The following is a 22,484-nucleotide window of genomic DNA, read 5'->3' as shown; positions in this document are numbered from 1 at the left end:
CGTTATGCTAATTGTGCTTGCGCGTCTAATTTCAGAGATTCTTTCTCAGCTGAAATAGTGCGGTAAACGTTATAAGCCATAACTAACATACCCGTTACGATGAATACACCGCCTACAAAGCGCATGATATAGAAAGGATGCGACGCTTCTAAAGACTGCACAAAGCTGTACATTAATGTACCGTCAGCATTCACTGCACGCCACATTAGACCTTGCATTACACCTGAAATCCACATTGCAACAATGTATAAAACAACACCTACAGTGTGTAACCAGAAGTGGGTATTAACCAATTTAACGCTATACATACGACCTTGCGCGAATAACGCAGGAATTAAGTGGTAAATAGCACCAATTGAAATCATAGCAACCCAACCTAGTGCACCTGAGTGTACGTGGCCGATTGTCCAATCTGTGTAGTGAGATAACGCATTTACAGATTTAATTGCCATCATTGGGCCTTCAAACGTAGACATACCGTAGAAAGACAATGAAACAACTAAGAAGCGTAGTACTGGATCAGTACGTAGTTTATGCCACGCGCCAGATAGCGTCATAATACCGTTGATCATACCACCCCAAGACGGTACGAATAGGATAATAGACATAACCATACCTAAACTTTGCGTCCAATCAGGAAGCGCTGTGTAGTGAAGGTGATGAGGACCAGCCCAGATATATAATGAAATTAGAGCCCAAAAGTGAACTACCGATAAACGGTATGAGTACACTGGACGACCTGCTTGTTTAGGTACAAAGTAATACATCATACCCAAGAAACCAGCAGTAAGTAGGAAACCTACAGCGTTATGACCGTACCACCACTGAACCATAGCATCTACGGCACCTGCATAGATTGAATATGATTTAGTTAACGATACAGGCACTGCCATGCTGTTTACAATGTGTAGTACTGCAACAGTAATAATAAAGCCAGCATAGAACCAGTTAGCAACATAAATGTGCGACACTTTACGCTTGATTAAAGTACCAAAGAATACAATAGCGTAAACAATCCAAACCACAGCGATTAAAATATCGATTGGCCATTCAAGTTCTGCGTATTCTTTTGAGCTAGTAATACCAAGTGGTAATGTAATTACTGCTAATACAATAACTAGCTGCCAGCCCCAAAAAGAAAAGGCGGCGAGTTTGTCTGAGAAAAGACGCGTTTGACAAGTACGTTGTACGACGTAATAAGACGTCGCAAAAAGTGCACTGGTACCAAATGCGAAAATTACTGCGTTCGTGTGTAACGGACGTAGTCGAGAGTAAGTTAACCATGGTGTATCAAAGTTAAGTGCTGGCCAAGCTAATTGGGCAGCAATCAGAACCCCAATACTCATGCCAACGATGCCCCAAATCACTGTCATAATAGCGAATTGGCGTACAACCTTATAGTTATACTCAGTTTGTGATGCTACTGTTTGGCTCATTTTCTGGCTTCCGCTGCAATAAATGCGTTTAGAAATGAATTACCCACCTTTAAAAGTGGGGCCTACTATTTTCTCAAGCGTGTTATCTAAAACTTTCAATACATGAAAGCTTCAGAAAAAAAACTTGAGAAACCCTTATTTTTTGCGGGTGAAATGATAAATTTTTTGGCCTAAAAAAGATAGGTCAATTACATAAAATTATGACATCAATCAATGTTTGTGAGCTTGTTGTTTATTTTTTGATACAGTTTGTGCCTAATTTGGCTTAATAGTAACACTCGCACTTGTTATTTGCAGTCGCGATTATTAGTATTTGTTTTTCTTTAGTGCGAAATTGTTATGCTTATATATAGATTAAGTTTATTCACGGCGGTATTTTTTTTATTAACAGCATGTGATTTTTCCAAAAATACAGATGAAAAGTTTCTAGAAAATGCCACATGCACAGCCAATTTGCCTTGTACTTTTTCAAATGATGTTAAAGTATGGTTAAGCGAGAAAACTCTTTCTCCCGAAACTCCATTTACTATTTTTAGTGATTTGCCAACAAACCTTACAATTGAAGATGCCAAGCTTAAAGGCATTACTATGTATATGGGTTACATTCCTCAGCAATTTAAAAAACATGATGGCCTGTGGCAGAGTAATACCATGGTTGGCATTTGTTCTGAGCAAAATATGCTCTGGAATTTAGAGCTAACAGTTAAAGATAATACAACCTCTTTAATACAAACACTAAATTACTCTTTTTATGTAACGTATTAAAGTTGCGACTGCAAACTCTTGCATACAGCTTACATTTTTGATGTGAGTTCGTTTTCTTATACATACGATTATTTGAGTGACAAGATCAATAAAATTGCCTTTTTCGGTTTTTATACTGATAAAACTTCAACAGTGAATAAGTGCTCTCAAAAAGTTCAACTTTAATTGCGACTGAATAAAAAATCTAATCAAAAAACCTTCCAAATAGGTTAAATAAGACTATTTGAGCACCAAGTATGCATAAATATGGTTATTAATTAACATTTAGTTTTGCGGTTTTAATAATGTGCTGTGATTAAGTTGTTAATTTGTCTGTTTTTGGTACGTAGCTCGATTAATTACATTTGATTACAAAGTGAATCACTTTGGTTTCAGGTGTGTTTCTAATGTTTCTGTATTTTGTCAAGTTTCTGTTTTTAAGGTGTATTTATTAATTAACACTGAAACATAATGTAACCTATGTACCCGATATAGTTATTTCATTTTATTGCTTGATATAAATTGAGCTTCTGTTAAGTTTTCGTTCAGTTAAAGGCGCCTAAGTTGCCCATCTGACTCACTATTCTTATAACAAGTGAGCATTACCAATAAAGGTAAACTTCAACAAGTAGGGTTCTTTCATGAAAAAATCAACTCTTGGCTTAGCTGTAATTACAGCAATACCAATGTTTTCAAGTGTGCAAGTTTTAGCGGCTGACGAAGCAGTAAAATCAATCGAAAAAATTCAAGTAACGGGTTCTCGTATTAAGCGTTCTGACATGGAAACCGCTAGCCCAGTTACACTTATTGGTGCAGATGAGATCAGAGCTTCTGGCGCTACATCAGTTGATAGTGTGCTTCAGCAAATGACTGCTACTGGCGGCGCTATGACTAACCCAGGCGTAAATAACGGTTCTGGTGGTAACGCATCAATCGATCTACGTGGTTTAGGCTCGCAACGTACATTAGTACTTGTAAACGGCCGTCGTATGATTAATTCAGGTACTGGTGCAGCTTCTACAGTTGATTTAAACACTATCCCAGTTTCTATGATTAAACAGATTGAAGTACTTAAAGATGGTGCATCTGCTGTTTATGGTACGGATGCTGTTGCTGGTGTTGTGAACATCATTCTAAAAAATGATTTTGAAGGTTTAGATTTAAACGTTAATTCTGCAATGACATCAAAGCATGATGCATCAGAAACGTCGATCGACTTTACAGTGGGTACTTCATTCGATAAAGGTAATATTGTATTTGGCGCCCAGTACACGAATCGTGGCGAAGCTAGCCAAGGCGATCGTGGATTTTCAAATTGTCCTTTATTTGAAGGTGAAAACGGCCTTTTCTGTGGTGGTTCATCATTTAGTGAAGGCGGCCATATCTATAATGTAAACACCGCTGGTATTACTAACAGTGATGGTGAAGTAGAACAACAAGGTGTGGCAAACGACAGCGGTTTAAGTAACCTTGGTGGTAGTTTACATCGCTTTACTGATGAAGCTGATGCTTATAACTACGCAGAACAAAGCTACTTATACACGCCAATGGAACGTTTGAACCTTACTGGTATGGGAACTTATGAGTTAAGCGACGATACTAGTCTTTTCAGTGAGTTTACTTACACTAAACGTTGGTCAGAGCAGCAATTAGCACCGCAACCAATTAACTTTGGTTTTAACTATAATGAAAGCATGGGCGATAGCTTATTAAGCCAAACTTATGATAAACGCCAAGTTGTCGATGGTGCGTTTGTAGAAGATGCTAATGGTAATTATGTTACAACACCAACTAACTATGGTTACGGTGATGAAATTAGTTACCGTCGTCGTATGACAGAAAGTGGTGCACGTGGTTTATCTCAAACAGTAGATACAGTCCGTATTGTTGTTGGTGCAGAAGGTGTGATCAGTGATTACTCTTGGGATTTCTCTGCTAACTTTGGTCGTAATGACTCAGTAGATAAACTAAGTAACCTTCATAATGTTTCTGCTATTAATACAGCAATTGCAGCGGGAACATTTAACCCATTAGAGGAAGCTGATTGGGCTTTATCTAATGTACAAGACTACATTTACACAGAGCAAAACTCAGGTGGTAGTCAGTTATTCATTTTAGCAGCATCACTTTCAGGTGAAATGTTTGAAATGCCAGCTGGCTATGCTGCGTTTGCGGCAGGTGTTGAGCACCGTCAAGAAAAAGCATGGTACACACCAGATTCAATAGCAGCACAAGGTTTAGGTAATGATCCTCGCGTTGATGCTACTAGCGGTGGATTTGATGTAAATGAAGCTTACGTTGAATTTGCAATCCCATTACTTGCTGATGCACCTTTTGCTGATGCAGTTGAGCTAAGTGCAGCTGTTCGTGCATTCGATTACAGTACGTTCGGTTCAGACGAAACTTGGAAGCTAGGTCTAACTTGGCGTGTAAATGACGAACTAATGCTACGTGGTGTTCGTTCAACAGCATTCCGTGCTCCAACAGTTGATGAGCTTTACTCTGGTAATGCGCCATCGTACGAGCAAGTTAGTTACCCAGGTGCAGATAGCCAAGCTGAAGTAACAGTTGGTGGTAACAGCAACTTAACTCCAGAAGAAGCAGATACGCTTACTGTTGGTGTCGTTTATGAGCCAGAATGGTTTGAAGGCTTTTCAATGACGTTAGATTACTACGACATTGAAATTGAAAATGCTATTTCTACTTACAACAACCAATATGTAGTTGATCAATGTATTGGTAATGCAAATAGCAGCACTAATGCAATTTGTACAAGTACCTCAGCTGTATTCCAAGCTGATGGCCGTATTGTGTTTAACAACCAATTACGTAACATTGGTTCTGAGAAAACATCAGGTATCGATTTAAACCTTACTTATGCATTTGAAGCATTAGGTTTAAGCTGGAAAACAGGCTTAGATACAACTTATTTAGATGAGTATGTTGTTGATACCGGTGCAGTAGTAGATTACTCAGGCTTTATCACTGGTGGTGCTGGCGGTTACGCAGACATTAAATCTAACTTTAACTTAAATGTTAAAGGCGACAACTGGGATGCTACATATGAAGCCCGCTATATTGCTGGGATGGATAGCTTTGCATGTATCGGCGATGACACGTGTTTAGCTCCTACAACACCTTCTATCGTATATCACGATATTAGTGCTTCTTACATGATCAATGACGTGTTAACTGTTTCTGCAGGCGTTAATAACATGTTTGATAAAGAGCCACCGTACTACTCAGGTAATAACGATTCAAATACTGACCCGTACACTTATGACACATTAGGTCGTCGTTTATTTGCTGGTATCAATATTAAACTTTAACTAGCACATTAATCGTATTAAGGCTCAGTATTTACTGAGCCTTTTTTATTGAACAAAACAAAGGAGACAAGTACACTAAAACGATATTTTAGAAGGAGAACTGATTGTTAAAACAAGATGAAAACTTATCTTTTGTCATTGAACCAGAACTAACTCCTCGTTCTGAACAGCGCATAGATCTGTATTTTTCTATCCCTAATGAAATGGGGATTAATCCGCAAACGCTTACCGAAGAATCTTACTTTAATAACCACTTTAAATCGCATTTAGCTTACAACGCTAACAATATACACTTGCCATTAGTACGAAGCCGTTTTGTGAGTAAAAACAAAGGTGAGCAGCAAGATTACCGTCAAAACCTTAATTTATTTTGTTACCAAGTGCGTTTAGCCCTTGATGCCGACATTAAAGACGCGTTAAAAATTGATGAAGCAGAAGACTTTTATAAACGCGCTAACGAAGTATATGAACAAAGTGAAGGGCTTTTAAAAAAGCTGCGTCGCTACACACCAGATGACGAAAAACTACTTCCATTTTTTACCAATGCTGACAACTATTTAAGTTGGCATGTTGAGCAATCATTTTTAAAGCTTTTAGATGAAGGCCCACGTAGTAGCGATTATGCAAAAGAGCGTAACGATTTACTGCAGTTTTGTAAAAACGAAAATACGTACCGAGCAGAGAAAAGCTACAATTCTGAAACCACCATGCAAGACGCAAATCGAATAACAAATAAAATGCGCTTGTTACAACGTTTAATTGAGCATGGCGTTATATTACAGCGCCAAACGCGTTTTCTTAACAGCTACCTTAAACGATTAGTTAAAGGCACTGTAACAGCTGTTATCATGGCATTTGTGATGGTTGTGATACTTAATGCCCGCTCAACGTTTACTGAAGTCACCGCGACGCTTATTTTAATTTTGGGGGTCATTTACGGACTACGTGAAATATTTAAAGAAGACATTACACGTATGATCTGGCGAGCTATTGTACAAGGGCGACCTAAGTGGCGATTTAGTTTTAAAAATAGTATTACCAAAGACAAAATAGCGAGTCAGCTAATTTGGCTTGAATACACACGCTTTAAAAAAATACCTAAAGAAGTTAGATCTATTTTTTCAAAGCGTCGTCAGCAAAATAAACAAGCCGCGCAGTGGTTACACTTTGCAAGTGAGACACGTGTTAGTGCAAAAGAATTTTTACCCGGTTACGATACACTGCAACAAACACTGCAATTTAGTCTTGCACCATTTGCGCGTTATTTAAAGCGTGGTGAAGGGAAGTTATATCATTTAGATAGTAATAAAATTTCTAAGCAGGCGGTTGAACGGCGCTATCAACTTAACATGGTGCTTGTGCTAACTGAGGAAGATAGAACACTCTACCAACGCTATAAAATAACGTTAAATCGTAGTAAAATCGTTAATATTGAGCTTATCTACTCCAAAAAATGAATTTTAGTAATTAAAAAAGGGACTGATAAAATCAGTCCCTTTTTTAAATTTATTTATTAGCTAAACCATGTTTACTATATAAAGTTACTTTGTTTGATACTAGCGTGATCTCGATATTTTTTGCTTCGTCGCCCCACACACAATTAGTATGCAGTGTTTTTTCAACACAATTATCTGCACTTCCCAAAATGGTTTCAACTTCAGTCTTGTCCATACCTACTTTGATTTTTTCGTAACTCTCAAGACTTACCTTAGAACAAGCCGCAAGGCTTAGTGTAGCTGCGATGATAAGGAGTTTTTTCATTGTTATATCCTACTTAGTATTAATGTTTGAATTTTCTGATTTGGACGATCATGCCCATTCGTGGGTGGTCAAAGTAATGTACTTCACCACTTATTACACGTCTAAACTGAGAAAAGCGGGCTGACTCTATATCGCCATTTTCTAGTTTTTGGCTAATATCAAAATTAGCTGTAATGTATAAATAATGTCGTAAGTGTATTTTAAATAAACCGTCTAGTTCCCATTCTGCTTTTGATTGGTTTGGGTCGTTAAACAGTTCAGGTTGTGAGTTTAATAAACTTACAAAATCAGGATTTAAATAGCTAGGGGTTACGTTGGAATCACTTTTAAGGTGTTTACCTGCTATTAAATGCATACTTGGAGCACGCGATTTAATTGCGCCTTCAAAGCGCCAGCCAGTATGTAGAATAGGTGTTAATCCTTTGCGATCTAGCTGTCGGTACTGCGCTTTAAATTGCAGTTGTTCTGGCGCTAATAAATAAGTTTGCTGCATATCATCTTTAGCGGGTGCTAGAGGTGTTACAGGTAGCTCATCGTAGCTTTGTAGGTAGTTTGTACTGTCACCGCATACACCCGATTGTGGGTTTGAATTAACTAATGAGTCGGTAAAAGAGCGTTTTTGAAAACGCTCATCACCATCTATACAGGCTTGCATTGCTTGCTCTGTATAAAGAGGGGTCATTAAATCTAGAGAGTTTTTATCCTCAATAGCTTTGTGCTTAAGTGTAAAATCTTCTTGCAAATACGGAGCAGGGCGCTGCTTAAATACAAGCACCTCAACCTCAAACCAGCGTTCTGCAAATGCAGTGCTGCTAAACAAGCAGCATAAAATAACTAGCGATTTTTTTAGCAACATTAATGGCTAACCTTTTTTTCGAAATCTGCAATCATTGCAGTGACCATTTTTAAGCGTTCGCGAGCGTTAGCTTCACTAATTGCAAAGCGCAGTTTATTTGCGCCATCCATTTTGTACACCTTAGGCGCACTTTGTATCAAACCAATGATGAAGCTAGGGTTAACCTTAGTATCTTGGCTAAACTCAAAGTAACCACCTTTTGGATTTGCCTCAATTTTTGTTATCCCTAAATTACTTGCCTGCATTTTTAATAATTGTAGGCTAAATAGGTTTTTAGCGGCATCAGGCAGTAAACCAAAGCGGTCTATAAGTTCTACCTGTAGTTCATCCATATCATCAAGGTTAGCACAACTAGCAACTCGCTTGTACATACCTAGGCGTGCATTAACATCGTGTATGTAATCATCAGGTAATAGTGCAGCCAGTTTTAAATCTACTTCGGTTTGTTTTTTAAGTAGATCTTCAAGCGTTGGCTCTTTTCCTTCACGTAGCGCATTTACGGCTTGCTCAAGCATTTCCATGTACAAACTAAAGCCGATTGTTTGCATTTGACCTGATTGATCGTCGCCAAGTAACTCACCAGCGCCACGAATTTCTAAATCGTGTGTAGCAAGGGCAAAACCCGCGCCTAAATCTTCCAACGATTCGATTGCTTGTAAGCGTTTACTCGCGTCTTTAGAGAGTGCTTTAGGGTCACCTGTGAGTAAATAGGCATACGCTTGATGATGGCTTCGACCAACTCGTCCACGTAATTGGTGTAATTGCGCAAGGCCAAGTTTATCGGCTCTATCCATAATAATGGTGTTGGCTGTCGGTACATCAATACCGGTCTCGATAATCGTGGTACATACCAGCACGTTGTATTTTTGATGATAAAAGTCAGTCATTATTTGCTCAAGCTCTTGCTCGCGCATTTGACCATGGGCTGAGGTGACGCTTGCTTCAGGGACCCATTCACTAATTTCTTGCGCAACACGGTCAATAGTTTCCACATTGTTATGCAAAAAGTAAACTTGGCCACCGCGTTTAATTTCACGCAGTACAGCTTCGCGTATTAGTTCTACATCGCGTTGGCGTACAAAGGTTTTTACCGCTAAACGTTTAGCCGGTGGCGTTGCGATTATTGATAAATCGCGCATTCCGCTCATGGCCATGTTAAGTGTACGCGGTATTGGCGTTGCAGTTAGTGTGAGTATGTCTACATCGGCACGCAGGGCTTTAATTTTCTCTTTTTGGCGAACACCAAAGCGATGCTCTTCATCAACAATGAGTAAGCCTAAATCGTTAAATTTAATGTCATGCTGAATAAGTTTATGTGTGCCAATAACTATATCGAGCTTACCGTTTGCCATTTTCTCAAGCGTGTCTTTTTGCTCTTTAGTGGAGTTAAAGCGCGAAAGTACACCAACTTCAATAGGAAAATCAGCAAAACGGTCTTTAAAGTTTTCATAGTGCTGCTGAGCCAGCAAGGTGGTAGGCACTAAAATTGCCACTTGTTTATCATCGTTAACCGCTACAAAAGCAGCGCGCATGGCCACTTCTGTTTTACCAAAGCCTACGTCACCACACACTAAGCGGTCCATGGCTTGCTTTGATTGCATATCACCTAACACCGCTTCTATGGCGTTGCGCTGATCGTCAGTTTCTTCAAACGGGAAGCTATCGCTAAATTGGCGATATGCAGGGGCGTCTAGAGTAAACTTATTACCCGGTTTTGCTTGGCGCTGTGCATAAATGTCGAGTAATTCGGCTGCTACATCGCGAACTTTTTCAGCCGCACGTTTTTTTGCTTTTTCCCATGCATCTGAGCCAAGCTTATGCAGCGGGGCGCTGGCTTCTTCACCGCCAGAGTAACGACTCAGCATATGCAGTGCAGACACTGGCACGTAAAGTTTAGCTTCACTTGCGTAAGTAATCGTAACAAACTCAGTAATTACACCTGCAGCATCAATTGTTTGCAAACCTTGGTAACGCCCAACACCATGATCGAGATGCACAACAGGTTGGCCTTCTTTAAGCTCAGCTAAATTACGGATTAGCGCATCTTGGCTGGCTTCGTACTTGTGCTTGCGGCGTCTGCGCTGAGATACTTTTATACCAAGCAGTTCTTGCTCGGTAATAATAGAAAGGCTTGGTTTAGTACCAAGTACGACACTTTGTTCAAGCGGGCTTACTATTAAACCTACATCACTCGCGCTTTTTGTAAATTGTTCGAGTGTTTCAAATTCTTTAAATTTTAAACCGCTTGGCTTTAGAATGCTCAGTAATGATTCGCGACGACCATCGGATTCAACACTGAGTAATATGCGGCCTTTTTTCTTTTTTTGCTCTGCTACATAATTTATAAACGCGGCATAAGGTTCATGCTGCTTATGATCAATTCGAATAGCAGGCAGCTCGCTAACGCTTAAGTTTTTATTGCCCGCTTTAGTACCAAGCTTTGCAAGGGATAAACGAATACGTGCAAAATTGCCTAAATTAGAAAACAGCTCTTCAATAGGCTGATAAAGCGCATTGGGTTCAAGTAATGGACGAAGTGGGTCAACTCTGCGGTTCTCATAGCGTACATTTACATCGTGCCAAAAGGTGTCTGCCGCGTGCTCTAAATCACCCAGCTGCATAACAGTTGTCGTATCTGGCAAGTAGTCAAAAATAGTTGCTAGCTTTTCAAAAAACAACGGCATGTAGTATTCGATACCGGCAGGCCAGTTACCTTTGCTTACTTGCATGTATACAGAGTCTTGCTGCGAGCTTGCACCAAATTTTTCGCGGTAGCTTATTCTAAAACGTTCAATATCAGCGTCGTTAGTAGGAAATTCATGCGCTGGAAGTAGCTCAATTTTATCTACTTTTTCATCAGAACGCTGCGTTTCTACATCAAATAAGCGAATTGTGTCGAGTTCGTCATCAAAAAAATCGAGTCTAAATGGATGCGGGCTACCCATTGGGTATAAGTCAACGATAGAGCCGCGTATAGCGTATTCGCCGTGCTCCATTACTTGTTGAACATTTAAATAACCAGCTTGTTCTAAGTTGTCACGAAAGTTATGTGTGTCTAGCTTGTCGCCCACTTTAAAGTTTATTGTTGAACCGTAAATAAAGGAGGCCGGGGCTGTGCGCAACATTAAGGTAGATACAGGCACAATTAACACACTTTGTTGTTCTTTTTTTAAGGTATTTAAAGTGGCTAAACGGGCTGAAATAATATCTTGATGGGGAGAAAAGTGATCGTATGGCAGAGTTTCCCAATCAGGAAATACCATTACTGGGTTATCGGGTAATAAATATTCTAATTCTGTTTCAAGGCGTAGTGCGCTTGGTGTATCAGGCGTAACAATTAAGACTAAGTTGTCTTGTTGTTTAACGCCTTCAGCAATGGCAATACTTAAACCACTTCCGCTTAGCTGGCCCCATTGAATTTTATCTTTTTGAGATTTTACCCAAGGCAAGGCTGCCCATTGCTCAAACGCCATTTATTACTCCATTTATAGTTGGCTCTTAGCAAGTAAGAGCCATCTTGAGTTAAGATTTCTTAGTCTCGGTATATTTTTGTTAGGTCTTTATAGTGATCAATTCTACGGTCACGCAAGAACGGCCAGATACGTCTTACGTTTTCTGAGCGTTTTTGATCAATTTCAACAACTAAAATTTGCTCATCAGTATTATTAGCCTCAGCTAATAATTCACCTTGTGGGCCTGCAATGAACGAATTCCCCCAAAACGCAATACCATCGCTTTGCGCACTTGGGTCACTTTCATGGCCGACACGGTTACAGCTAATTACTGGTACACCATTGGCAACAGCATGGGCACGCTGACTAATAACCCACGCATCTTTTTGACGAGTTTGCTCAGCAATGTCGTCGTTAGGATCCCAACCAATAGCGGTTGGGTAAATTAACACTTCAGCGCCTGCCATTGCCATTAAGCGGGCAGCTTCAGGAAACCATTGATCCCAACATACTAGCACGCCTAATTTACCCACCGAGGTTTGAATAGGCTCAAAACCGATATCACCAGGGGTAAAGTAGAATTTTTCGTAAAAACCTGGATCATCAGGAATATGCATTTTGCGGTATTTACCCGCAATACTGCCATCTTGTTCTAATACAACCGCGGTGTTGTGATAAAGGCCCGTAGCGCGTTTTTCAAATAAAGAGGCCACAATAACAATGCTTAGCTCTTTAGCAAGCTCACCTAAGGCGTTACTGCTAGGGCCTGGAATGGTTTCGGCTAAATCAAATACGTCAACATTTTCGGTTTGGCAAAAATAGAGGCTTCGGTGTAGCTCTTGAAGTACAACCAGTTTTGCACCTTTTTGAGCGGCTTCACGAATGGCACTCATTGATTTTGCCATATTGTGCTGAGCGTTATCGGTATTGCTTTGTTGCACTAACGCAACGGTTAATTTTGCAGGGCTTGTCATTGTGCTGCTCCAGCTAAAAATCCACGAGGTAATTGCATTGTAATACAGTGCAGGCTGCCAAATTGTTCAATTATTGGTTGGCAATTAACGCCAATAATAGTGTGTTGTGGGTATGCTTTTTGAACTTGTGCTAGAGCACGTTCATCATTGGCATCATTATACGTTGGCACAAGCACAGTATTATTAATAATTAAGTAGTTAGCGTAGGTAGCCGGTAAGCGTGTTTGCTCATCGTCATAAGCGGCTTTTGGCCACGGTAACTCAATTAAGTTATATGGGGTGTTATCGGCAGTTTTAAAGGTTTTTAGTTGTTTTTCCATTGCATCAAGTGCGCTAAAGTGCTCATCAGTTTTATCGTCACACTGCACATATACAAGGGTATTATTTGGAGCAAAGCGCACTAAGGTATCAATGTGGCTGTCGGTGTCATCACCCGCTAAATAGCCATGATCAACCCATAAAAAATGTGTTGCGCCCAAGTGCTCTTTTAAAAGTACTTCTATGTCAGCAGGGTTTAAATCTGAGTTACGGTTTTTGTTAAGCAAACATTCGCTGGTTGTTAGCAACACACCATGCTCGTTTATTTCAATACCGCCACCTTCAAGTACCATATCGAGCGCTTGATATTGGTTGTTTGTGCTACTTAGCTCTTTTACCAAAGTACGATTAATTTGATTGTCTAATGCGCTTTCAAATTTATTGCCCCAACCATTAAAAGTAAAATCATATACTTTTAGTTGTTCTGGTGAATCAATAGCGGCGCAAGTAAGCGGACCATGATCGCGCGCCCAGGTATCGTTGGTAGGCGTTACTACAAAATGAACACGTTTAAGAGAGATGTTAGCGCTATTTAGCAATGCTGTAATATGCATTTTTAAGGCACTATTATGCGCCACAATAACAAGCTGTTGCTGCGTTGTTATATGCTTAGCAAGCTCAATATATACAGGTTCTACACGTGCTAAATTATCAGCCCAATCTGTGTCTTTATGAGGCCATGTAAGCATAACAGCGTCTTGCTCGGCCCATTCTGGTAAAAGTCTAAAGTTCATGAATTTTATATACTAATTAAGATGACGCTAGTTTAGCATTTTACATAAAGATGTCAGCTAATTATCACTGTTTAGGTCGGCTTGGTTTTGATCAAGTTCTTGACGTTTTTTAAGTTGACGGGTTTGAGCATGTAAACTCGCTCTAACAATAAGTTCTTGGTCAGTGGTTCTAATTGCGGTAAAGAGCATGGTGTATTGGTAATGTTCGCTATCTTGTTTTTCTACTGCCACAACTTCGGTGTAACAATAAACCGCAGAGGCTTCGTGGTGCAAAAACAGTTTTGTTCTAAATGCTTGGCCAATTGAGTGTACTTCGGGTGATGTAAAGCGAATACCGCCCCCGCCGTAGCTATCACATTGAATTGCATTATCTTGGGCTTGTTCTGAGGCCAAAATATGGCTCATTATTAAATCTATTTTACGTGACTGCGCTTGTAAAAATGTAGCTAGTTCTTGTGCTATATCGCCTAAGTTACGCAGCGGGCGTAACGAGCTTTGCTCAAGTTCACTTACTTCATTTGCTAATCTAAATAGTGGGGGGATATCGTCTTCTAGCTCAAGCTGCGATTTAGGAACTTGTCCGTTCGATACGGCGAATAAATTCACTCTTATACTTTCATTAATTTGAAAGTACTGCTCAAACTCACCTAATCTTTCACTATTCATTATGTTCTCCACCACGTATTTATTTAATAGTAGCGTTGTGAGTACTAAATTGCTAGCAGATAAAGTAACTCATAGCGGGCTAAATGCTTTGTTTACATTCAATTTTTTAACATGTTTTTTATGAAAATAAATACACTAAAATTCTAAATTATTAGGGTTAGGTATAAAAAAGCGGCCAATGTCATCCTAACATTGGCCGCTTGGGTATTGATTCATCAGCGCATACTTATTTAAGTAGAGCGGCTAATTCATGTAAATCTTTCACAACGTGATCTGGTTTTTTAGCTAATGGATAAAGTGCTTTACCTGGGCGTGCAATGAAAGTGGTTTGTAAACCCGCTTCTTTTGCGCCAGCAACATCCCAGCCATGGGCTGCAACCATCATTGCTTCATTTGGTGCTACATTTAGCTTTTTAAGTACCCATTCATAAGCACGTAAGTCTGGTTTGTAAATTTTAATATCTTCAATGCTGTAACGTGCATCAAAGTAAGACATTAAACCAGCGCTTTCAAACTGTGCCTTTACACCTTTGTTTGAAGAATTTGTAAGGCTTACTAATTTATAGCCCTGTGCTCTAAGTTTTGCCAGTCCTTCTTTAACATCGCTGTGTGGAGGAAGCGTTAAAAGAGGCGTAACAATAGCTGTTTTAGCTTGTTCACTAGTAATATCAATATTGTTATTTTGAGCAACCATAAGAAGTGATGCCACCCCAATTTGCCCAAAGTCGTGATAACTACCGCTTACTGTATCTACTAATGAATGGTGCAGCATAGTCGAAAACCAAAGTGGTAATAAATCTTCACGCCCGCCTAGTGCTTTACCAATAGAGGTACGCATTGACGTTAAATCAAGTAGGGTTTCGTTTACATCAAAAATAAGCACTTTGGGCTTTGTTTGTTCTTTTGGTTCATCAGCGACTGCATAACCAGATACAAGGCTTGTGCCTACAAGTAGTGAAAGAGTAAGTGTTTTTAACGATTTTAAAATAGACATTAGTTATTCTCCGATTCAAGTGCTGCCATAATATCAGTAGGTTCTGCGCGTAGGGTGTAGTCTTCGTTTAAAAATGCGTATGTAATAACACCTTCTTGGTTTATCACATAAGTAGCCGGTAGCGGCAATTTAAAGCTTTTATCGCCGTAGTAGTGTTCAAAATCAATACCAAATTGTGTGTATAACGCTTGAATACGCTCATCAAGTGTAAACAATAAACCAAATTGCTCAGCTACTTTATTACTAACATCTGAAAGCACGTCAAACTCAAGATCGTTTTTTTGTGCAGTTGAGAGAGTTTCATCAGGCAGTTGTGGTGATATTGCGACTAACTGAGCATTTTGAGTTTTAAATTGCGGTAAGTAGTCATTAAGTGCTTTTAGCTCTAAATTACAATATGGGCACCAGCCACCACGATAAAAGCTAATAATTACCGGGCCTTTTTTTAATAAATCCGCAAGCTCAATGTTTTCGCCGTTATGGTTGGCTAGGCTGAAGTTTTCTACCTTTTGACCAATTTGCAACGCATTGTCTTTAATATGCTGTGCAATAAGCTCTTCGTTTGTAGTGTTCATTAATGCTAAAACGTCAGCCGGTAACTTGGCATCTTTTTGTACGTTATAGGCATCTATTTGCGCTTTTAAACTCATGATTGAACCTCAATAATTAGATTATTTGCAATTATAGTGTTTTACATATTTAAATAAACATTGCAAAACTGAAAGCTTCATTCGAAAATGTTAAACATTGAAAAGTGCACAATGGCATCTTTATGTATAATTTAAGCGACCTAGAAACATTTATAGCAGTAGTTGAAAATAAAGGGGTGCTTGCTGCTGCACGAGAGCAGCGTTTATCGCCTGCAACGGTAAGCCATCGCTTAAGTAAATTAGAACGTGAGCTTGCAACAGTACTTGTTTTTAGAGATAGCCGACGAGTACGGTTATCTCCCGCAGGTGAAATATTTTATACGCGAGTTGGCGCTATAATGGAGGCGCTGCACGACGCTGAGCATAGCATTGGTGCGCGTAGTTCATCTGTGAGTGGTTTATTACGCGTGACTATGCCCCCTTGGATTTTTTCAAAATACGTAATGCCAAGGCTTAATGAGTTAGAGCAGGCCTATCCTGAACTAAAACTTGATTTTTTAATTACAGATCATTTTGTAAATGTGGTTGATGACGCACAAGATGTGGCAATTCGTGTAGGACAATTAAATGATTCCGGTTTACTGTCACGAAAAATAGTAAACAACAAACGTATACTTTGCGCAGCTCCTAGCTACATAAAAAAATATGGCATGCCTAAAAGCTTAGCTCAATTGAGCGAACACTATTGGGTTTGCCTGCCGTGGCAGCGCCAATTAAAGCTTTTTGATGAACAAGGTAAAACACATACTTTTAATGCAAGAACACGCTTTACTATTTCTAATTCCGACAATATGACTCAAGCAGCCATTGCAGGTCATGGCATTGCAATTAAATCAATGATAGCTATTCATGAAGATATTAAAAATGGCATTTTAGTTGAAGTTATGCCCGGTGTCATGGCACAAGATGATGCACCAGTTTGGTTTTTGCGTCCGCAAAATAGCTTAACTACCCGCAAAACCGATGTATTTTATGACTTTATGAAATCACTATTTTTGAGCTGCGAATAAGCGTTTAAATGAGCGTTTTACTCCAGTTAAAAACAAATAACCAGTAAGCTCGGCAAGTAAGGCAACTATAATAGCTGCAACAATGGCGGCTATAATAGAGTCTTTTTTTAAAATGATTTGACCTTCAAAGCGTTGCCACACTTGTTGCTTTACATCGCTCATGCCACTGATCATAGTAAAAATATATGGAGATTGCGCAAACCTATTTACAGCGATTTGTAAGTCTTGTTGTCGTGTGTAAAGTGTACTGATATTACTTGCACCTTTATTCACAATCCCATCATCAATATTTTTATAGTGTTTAATTAGCTTACTTAAATCATTATTAAAATACTTAGCTGCATCGCTTTTAAAAGGCGCAATGGCATTATTAGCTTCAATTAATTGGGCTGATAATGCTTGGCCAAAATCGCTTACAAATGCAGGAATTTGCACTCCAAGTAGTAAACCAAATGCAAAGAAACTAAGCCGGATATAATCTAAAAATTTACTCATTTATCTTCCTATCCATTTAAATAACCCATAATTAACATTTGAGCTTGTTTTTATATCAAAAACTCGTAATCTATTGGGGCGTGTTTACCTTTGTGGATTGAAATTTGTTCAATCTAGGGTCGATTTAATCGCGGCGCGAGGTTTGTAACCTAGCGGGCTAAGTCAAAACCGTGCAACAAAGAGTTAATCGTCCCTAGATCGAGCTCAAAGGGCAGCGCATGTTTGGCATTTATGCTGCGTTATCACCTATTTATGGGGAATAACCACACTACATAGGCTCTGCCTTGCCTAAATACCAAACGTACTGCTGTAAATTCAACCACGAAAGGTCAACACGGCCTAGTAATAAAAATAACAACAGGTGGATGTTAAGGATGACGAAAAAAGTAAAATTCACGTCAACATTTGTTGATATATCTAAACAGCTCAAACGTTTTGTATCGCGCATTGTTCAACCCGACGATGTAGAAGATATTGTGCAAGAAACCTTTGTAAAAAGCTACGAAGCTGATTTAAAGCAAGATATACAGTTTACCCGCAGTTACATGCTTAAAACAGCAAAACACCTAGCACTTAACCATATAGCTAAGTGGGACAACAAATTTAATGATTCGTTAGAAAATGATAACGAATTACCCGTATTACTTAAATCAATGAAGCTTGAGGATGAATACACATCTAAAGAGCGCTTTTTACTTTTTTGTAGAGCTACTGAGCAACTAAGCTCATCGATTCGTAAATGCTTTATATTAAAAAAAGTTTACGGCATGAGCCAAAAAGAGATCGCAGACCAAATGCAGTTAAGCCAAAGCACTGTTGAAAAACACATTGCCAAAGGATTGTTACAAACCATGTTGTACATGCGTGAACATGAGCAAAGCCCTCAAACAAACCCTAAAGCTCAAGCACACCCTATATCAGTTAAGAGGGTCGCAGAATGAGTAATGTTCATCAATTTAATTCAAAAGATTTAATTTTAGAAAAGTCATGTGATTGGATAAGCGCGATTGATCGTGGTTTAACTGATGATGAAAAAGAGCAATTTAAATTATGGATGATGCAAAGCATCGCCCATCAAGACTCTATATACGAGCTTGCTCAGCTTTGGGATGAGCTTTCGGTGTTAAATGAATTAAGTCATTTATTTCCTCAGCGTAACAATACTAAAGCATCAAAAAATAAGTGGATGTTTTCTTACTCAATTGCAGCGAGTTTATTTGCAGCACTAATGGTATGCAGCTACTTATTAATTAATTTAGAAAACGGCTATAACCAAGAGCTTGCAAAAGTTAACTACACTAAAATTTACAAAACAAAAGTAGGCGAGCAAGCAACGTATGTATTGCCAGACGGCACTATAGTGCAGCTTAATACTAATAGCTTACTAGAAGTTGCTTATAGCAAAGGCCGCAGGCAGTTGTTACTTAGTCGAGGAGAAGGGCGTTTTAATGTAGCAAAAGATGCCACGCGTCCGTTTAGTGTTATGGCCGGCGACAAAAGCTTTACCGCACTCGGTACCGTGTTTAATGTACAGCGTAATACCTCATCAGATTTAGAGCTTGTTGTTACCGAAGGCAAAGTGATGATCACCGACCCTAGTGTAGCGGTTGATGCAAATGACTTTAAAGATTATCAGCTTGCAGATAACAGCACGCAAAAAATTCGTCTAATTAATGCCAATATTGTTACCTCAGGCGAAAAAGTAATTATAGAGCAGAGTGTTACAAAGCCAATTACCCAGCTTTCAATGAACGACGTACAACGCGATTTGGCATGGCAAAATGGCATGCTTATTTTTAATGGAGAAGAGCTAAGCGATGCTTTAAATGAAGTAAGTCGCTATACCGCCACACGTTTTGAGCTTTCATCAGCCGAGCTTGCCAGTATTAAAGTAGCTGGGGTATTTAAAGCGGGTGACGTTGAAGGTTTACTAGAAAGTTTACAAACTAATTTTTCGATTGATCATGAGCGTTTAGGTGAGCATGTAGTAACGCTAAAACACCATACAGAATCATAAGTAGACGTTATGCAAATCAAACTAATGTTAGATAAAGTTGCATCAATAAAGATTGAACGTAAAAAAAATATTAAAAAAAAGAAACAAAACCATAGAGGATTTTTGTTTGTCAGCTGTTTATATAAGTTGCGCAGTAACCAAACGCATTTATTGAGTGGATTTAGTGTGCTTGTACCGGCTATTTTTAGCTTGAGTGTACAAGCAGCAACTCAAACCACTGGGCAAATGGTGCAATTTGATATAAAAGCGCAGCGAGCAGACAAAGCCTTAATTGAATATGCTAAACAAACAGAGCAAACCGTGGTGTTTTCTTATGAGTTGGCAAAGCAGTATGACGCAAATTCAGTTTATGGATTTTACACTCAGCTAGATGCTCTAGAGGCATTATTAGGTGGGACTGAACTCGATGCGGTTGTTGATCAAAATGGTTTACTGAGTATAAAACTCAAACAAATCAACAGGAATGATAACAACATGATGAAGCTTTCAGCGGTCAGTGCAGCAGTATTACCAGCTTTACTTGCAGTAAATTCGCAAGGTGTAAACGCAGCAGAAGAAGTCGCTCAAGAAAAAATTGAAAAAATTGCTATAGTCGGTAGCCGTGTAGCAGGACGTTCAGTTGAAGATTTACCCGTTCCAGTAGATATCTTAAGTGCAGAAGCGCTTGAAAATACGGGCCAAACAGAAGTTGGTCGTATGCTACAGTCTATCGCCCCTTCATTTAACTTTTCAAGCTCTGCAATTAGTGACGGTACTGATGCTTTAAGACCTGCGACACTTCGCGGTTTGGGCCCCGATCAAACATTGGTGTTAATTAACGGCAAACGTCGTCACCAAGCAAGTATTATTCATATTAATGGCTCTGTTGGGCGTGGTACCGCAGGTACTGACATGAATGCAATTCCAGCCTCTGCAATTAAACGCATTGAAGTATTACGTGATGGCGCTGCTGCTCAGTATGGTTCTGATGCAATTGCAGGTGTTATTAATATTGTGCTTAAAGATGGTAGCGAAGGTGGCAAAGCGGCTATTAACTACGGTCAATATTCTGAAGGCGATGGCGAAACCATTAACCTTGATTTTAATAAAGGCTTTGCGCTAGGTGATGACGGTTATTTAAATACAACTATCAATTACCGTGACCGTGCACCTACTAACCGTGCAGGTTTACATGGCTCTTGTCAGTTTTATGGTTGTACAGAACTAAGTGACGGCACTTTACTTGCTGGCGATCCGCGTGAGCTGACAGCCGATCGTGATACATTCAGAATTGGTGATGCTGATTCTCAGCAGTTTGGTTTAACAATTAATACCGGTTACGAGTTAGGTGATGGCGAGCTTTACGGCTTTATTACTTACTCAACACGTGAAAATGAGTCGGCTGCATTTTTCCGTCATAATGCAAATGCAGGTGGTAACCCAGTACTACAAGATAATGATGCGACGATTCCGCTAGGTTTCTTACCAAAAATTAATACAACTATCGACGATATCTCGTACAACTTTGGTTATAAAACTGAGTTTGATAACGATGCAAGCCTTGATTTATCATACACTTATGGTGAAAACAGCATTGATTACACGACAAGTGACACTATCAATGCCTCATACGCTAACTTTTTACGTTATGACCAAGGTTTAAGTGCTGCTGATATTCGTACAACTATCCCACGTGAAGCGTACGCTTACGGCATGGAATTATCACTGCAAACAATCAATATTGATTTTACGCAAAACTTTGATGATTATTCTTTAGCAATGGGTGCTGAAATCCGTACTGACGAATATCGCATTTTAGAAGGCAATGAGTACGCATACCGCGATTACGATACAACCAACGGGGTAAGTATTTACAACGGCTTAAGTGGTGGTGTTGGTTCTGAAGATGCATCAGGTGGTTCACAAGGTTTTGGTGGTTCAGCTCCTGCGTCATCAGTTGATGAATCGCGTGATGTAATTTCATTTTACATAGATGCAGAAGCTTATGTGATTGAAGATGTAATTTTATCGGGTGCACTTCGCTACGATAACTACAAAGGCTTTGGTGATACAGTAAACTTTAAGCTTGCTGGTAACTGGTCTGTAACCGACGATATTTCACTACGTGGTGCATTAAGCTCAGGTTTTAGAGCGCCTTCAATGCAGCAGCTTTACTTTAATAACGTAAGTACGCAATTTGTTGTTGGTACTAATGGTAATTTAGTTGCAGAAGAGGTTGGTACATTTAGAAATGATTCAACACTTGCGCAAAGCTTAGGTATTCCAAAGCTTAAAGAAGAAAAATCACAAAACCGTAGTTTAGGTATTGTATATAACGTTACAGATAATATTAATGTAACCGTTGATTACTACTCAATTGATATTGACGACCGTATTGTAATTAGTGACCGCTTAGGTAAAGGTTTATCTACAAGCCTTGATGCTGCACTAAATAGTGCGGGTGCTGGCGTAGGTCAGTTCTTCTTAAATGGTGCTGATACAGAAACTCGTGGTGTTGATTTTGTAGCAACGTGGAACACTGAAGGTTTAGGCGGCACGCTTGATTTTACACTTGCAGCTAACTTTACTAAAACAGATGTTGTATCGTTATTTTCGCCTGCTGGCTCAAGCCTTGAGACAGTAAACGTAGAAGATATATTTTCAGCTGAAGACATCTCTATTATTGAAGAGTGGCAACCAGAGGATCGTATTAACTTAAGTGCACTTTATCAACGTGATGATTGGACAGTTAACCTGTCACTTAATCGCTTTGGTGAGTACACAGTAGAAGACGGTGGTCGTCAAACGTATGGCGCAGAAATTTTAACTGACGTTAAAGTTAACTACTTCGTTACTGAAGATTTATCGGTAAATATTGGTGCAAATAACTTGTTTGATGTTTACCCAGATAAAAACGAAATAGGTAACTCTCGCTCAGGTACTATTGTGGATGCTAGTGGCAACACAGTAATAAGTAGCTCAGGTGTGTTTGACTACTCACGTCGTTCTGCTCCATTTGGATTTAACGGTGCCTACTACTACATAGGCGCAGAATACCGTTTTTAATTA

The 22,484-nt window shown here is 39.3% G+C and carries 17 protein-coding genes; 7 read left to right on the top strand and 10 right to left on the bottom strand.

Annotation, left to right across the window (positions count from 1 at the left end; translation table 11 throughout):
- Positions 1-2: 2 nt before the first annotated feature.
- Positions 3-1,436: a cytochrome-c oxidase, cbb3-type subunit I gene (ccoN, locus tag GQR45_RS12755; RefSeq protein ID WP_007585649.1), complete on the bottom strand. Its 1,434-nt coding sequence runs from the start codon at positions 1,434-1,436 to the stop codon at positions 3-5.
- 339 nt (positions 1,437-1,775) lie between these two features.
- Here ccoN and GQR45_RS12750 point away from each other — a divergent pair, with 339 nt between their 5' ends.
- The 3 genes from GQR45_RS12750 to GQR45_RS12740 all read left to right on the top strand — a co-directional run bounded on the left by GQR45_RS12750 (position 1,776) and on the right by GQR45_RS12740 (position 6,966).
- Positions 1,776-2,201: a hypothetical protein gene (locus GQR45_RS12750; protein WP_165726135.1), complete on the top strand. Its 426-nt coding sequence runs from the start codon at positions 1,776-1,778 to the stop codon at positions 2,199-2,201.
- Between the two features lie 620 nt (positions 2,202-2,821).
- Complete coding sequence (locus GQR45_RS12745) at positions 2,822-5,509, top strand: TonB-dependent receptor (RefSeq protein WP_165726134.1); 2,688 nt, start codon at positions 2,822-2,824, stop codon at positions 5,507-5,509.
- 104 nt (positions 5,510-5,613) lie between these two features.
- Positions 5,614-6,966, top strand: coding sequence for a hypothetical protein (locus GQR45_RS12740; RefSeq protein ID WP_007585662.1), 1,353 nt, complete (start codon positions 5,614-5,616; stop codon positions 6,964-6,966).
- Between the two features lie 49 nt (positions 6,967-7,015).
- Here the strand turns inward: GQR45_RS12740 and GQR45_RS12735 are convergent, their stop codons facing one another.
- From GQR45_RS12735 to GQR45_RS12700, 8 genes are all read right to left on the bottom strand, one after another.
- Positions 7,016-7,270 carry a hypothetical protein gene (locus tag GQR45_RS12735; RefSeq protein ID WP_007585664.1) on the bottom strand — a complete coding sequence of 85 codons (255 nt, stop codon included), beginning with the start codon at positions 7,268-7,270 and terminating at the stop codon, positions 7,016-7,018.
- Between the two features lie 19 nt (positions 7,271-7,289).
- Positions 7,290-8,126 carry a peptidoglycan binding protein CsiV gene (locus GQR45_RS12730; RefSeq protein WP_165726133.1) on the bottom strand — a complete coding sequence of 279 codons (837 nt, stop codon included), beginning with the start codon at positions 8,124-8,126 and terminating at the stop codon, positions 7,290-7,292.
- The gene (mfd, locus tag GQR45_RS12725; RefSeq protein ID WP_165726132.1) at positions 8,126-11,599 is read right to left on the bottom strand and encodes a transcription-repair coupling factor; all 3,474 of its coding nucleotides are present in this window, start codon (positions 11,597-11,599) and stop codon (positions 8,126-8,128) included. The genes GQR45_RS12730 and mfd overlap by 1 nt, the downstream gene beginning before the upstream one ends.
- A 59-nt stretch (positions 11,600-11,658) precedes the next feature.
- Positions 11,659-12,552 carry a carbon-nitrogen hydrolase gene (locus tag GQR45_RS12720; RefSeq protein WP_024608294.1) on the bottom strand — a complete coding sequence of 298 codons (894 nt, stop codon included), beginning with the start codon at positions 12,550-12,552 and terminating at the stop codon, positions 11,659-11,661.
- The gene (locus GQR45_RS12715; RefSeq protein ID WP_165726131.1) at positions 12,549-13,604 is read right to left on the bottom strand and encodes an agmatine deiminase family protein; all 1,056 of its coding nucleotides are present in this window, start codon (positions 13,602-13,604) and stop codon (positions 12,549-12,551) included. The genes GQR45_RS12720 and GQR45_RS12715 overlap by 4 nt, the downstream gene beginning before the upstream one ends.
- Before the next feature lie 57 nt (positions 13,605-13,661).
- Complete coding sequence (locus GQR45_RS12710; RefSeq protein WP_007585675.1) at positions 13,662-14,270, bottom strand: PilZ domain-containing protein; 609 nt, start codon at positions 14,268-14,270, stop codon at positions 13,662-13,664.
- Positions 14,271-14,496: 226 nt separating this feature from the next.
- Positions 14,497-15,264: a haloacid dehalogenase type II gene (locus GQR45_RS12705; RefSeq protein ID WP_010554072.1), complete on the bottom strand. Its 768-nt coding sequence runs from the start codon at positions 15,262-15,264 to the stop codon at positions 14,497-14,499.
- Entirely contained in the window at positions 15,264-15,914 is a 651-nt protein-coding gene (locus GQR45_RS12700; RefSeq protein WP_007585680.1) for a peroxiredoxin-like family protein, read from the bottom strand. The genes GQR45_RS12705 and GQR45_RS12700 overlap by 1 nt, the downstream gene beginning before the upstream one ends.
- A gap of 122 nt (positions 15,915-16,036) precedes the next feature.
- Between GQR45_RS12700 and GQR45_RS12695 the strand changes: the two genes are divergently transcribed.
- The gene (locus GQR45_RS12695) at positions 16,037-16,924 is read left to right on the top strand and encodes a LysR family transcriptional regulator (RefSeq protein WP_007585683.1); all 888 of its coding nucleotides are present in this window, start codon (positions 16,037-16,039) and stop codon (positions 16,922-16,924) included.
- On the opposite strand, the gene GQR45_RS12690 is transcribed toward GQR45_RS12695, so the two are convergent.
- Positions 16,904-17,419 (bottom strand): DUF2937 family protein, encoded by a 516-nt coding sequence (locus GQR45_RS12690; RefSeq protein WP_024608298.1) that lies wholly within the window; start codon positions 17,417-17,419, stop codon positions 16,904-16,906. The two genes, GQR45_RS12695 and GQR45_RS12690, sit on opposite strands and share 21 nt — an antisense overlap.
- Before the next feature lie 374 nt (positions 17,420-17,793).
- Here GQR45_RS12690 and GQR45_RS12685 point away from each other — a divergent pair, with 374 nt between their 5' ends.
- The 3 genes from GQR45_RS12685 to GQR45_RS12675 are packed head-to-tail and all read left to right on the top strand — an operon-like array spanning position 17,794 to position 22,481.
- Positions 17,794-18,360: an RNA polymerase sigma factor gene (locus tag GQR45_RS12685; RefSeq protein ID WP_002961494.1), complete on the top strand. Its 567-nt coding sequence runs from the start codon at positions 17,794-17,796 to the stop codon at positions 18,358-18,360.
- A complete protein-coding gene (locus GQR45_RS12680; RefSeq protein WP_165726130.1) occupies positions 18,357-19,436 on the top strand; it encodes a FecR domain-containing protein in 1,080 nt (359 codons plus the stop codon). Before GQR45_RS12685 ends, GQR45_RS12680 begins: the two co-directional genes overlap by 4 nt.
- Before the next feature lie 9 nt (positions 19,437-19,445).
- The gene (locus GQR45_RS12675; protein WP_033027055.1) at positions 19,446-22,481 is read left to right on the top strand and encodes a TonB-dependent receptor; all 3,036 of its coding nucleotides are present in this window, start codon (positions 19,446-19,448) and stop codon (positions 22,479-22,481) included.
- The last annotated feature ends 3 nt before the right edge of the window (positions 22,482-22,484 follow it).

The organism is Pseudoalteromonas sp. SA25, from assembly GCF_011378705.1.
GTDB classification, from domain to species: domain Bacteria; phylum Pseudomonadota; class Gammaproteobacteria; order Enterobacterales; family Alteromonadaceae; genus Pseudoalteromonas; species Pseudoalteromonas arctica.
Note: the sequence above shows the minus strand (reverse complement) of the source record. Positions and strands in the feature narration are given on the sequence as shown.

Coding starts and splice junctions, on each gene's coding strand:
- GQR45_RS12735 (WP_007585664.1), bottom strand. CDS start 7,270: ATGAAAAAACTCCTTATCATCGCAGCTACACTAAGCCTTGCGGCTTGT.
- mfd (WP_165726132.1), bottom strand. CDS start 11,599: ATGGCGTTTGAGCAATGGGCAGCCTTGCCTTGGGTAAAATCTCAAAAA.
- GQR45_RS12680 (WP_165726130.1), top strand. CDS start 18,357: ATGAGTAATGTTCATCAATTTAATTCAAAAGATTTAATTTTAGAAAAG.
- GQR45_RS12685 (WP_002961494.1), top strand. CDS start 17,794: ATGACGAAAAAAGTAAAATTCACGTCAACATTTGTTGATATATCTAAA.
- GQR45_RS12730 (WP_165726133.1), bottom strand. CDS start 8,126: ATGTTGCTAAAAAAATCGCTAGTTATTTTATGCTGCTTGTTTAGCAGC.
- GQR45_RS12715 (WP_165726131.1), bottom strand. CDS start 13,604: ATGAACTTTAGACTTTTACCAGAATGGGCCGAGCAAGACGCTGTTATG.
- GQR45_RS12700 (WP_007585680.1), bottom strand. CDS start 15,914: ATGAGTTTAAAAGCGCAAATAGATGCCTATAACGTACAAAAAGATGCC.
- GQR45_RS12710 (WP_007585675.1), bottom strand. CDS start 14,270: ATGAATAGTGAAAGATTAGGTGAGTTTGAGCAGTACTTTCAAATTAAT.
- GQR45_RS12750 (WP_165726135.1), top strand. CDS start 1,776: ATGCTTATATATAGATTAAGTTTATTCACGGCGGTATTTTTTTTATTA.
- GQR45_RS12720 (WP_024608294.1), bottom strand. CDS start 12,552: ATGACAAGCCCTGCAAAATTAACCGTTGCGTTAGTGCAACAAAGCAAT.
- GQR45_RS12745 (WP_165726134.1), top strand. CDS start 2,822: ATGAAAAAATCAACTCTTGGCTTAGCTGTAATTACAGCAATACCAATG.
- GQR45_RS12690 (WP_024608298.1), bottom strand. CDS start 17,419: ATGAGTAAATTTTTAGATTATATCCGGCTTAGTTTCTTTGCATTTGGT.
- GQR45_RS12695 (WP_007585683.1), top strand. CDS start 16,037: ATGTATAATTTAAGCGACCTAGAAACATTTATAGCAGTAGTTGAAAAT.
- GQR45_RS12705 (WP_010554072.1), bottom strand. CDS start 15,264: ATGTCTATTTTAAAATCGTTAAAAACACTTACTCTTTCACTACTTGTA.
- ccoN (WP_007585649.1), bottom strand. CDS start 1,436: ATGAGCCAAACAGTAGCATCACAAACTGAGTATAACTATAAGGTTGTA.
- GQR45_RS12675 (WP_033027055.1), top strand. CDS start 19,446: ATGCAAATCAAACTAATGTTAGATAAAGTTGCATCAATAAAGATTGAA.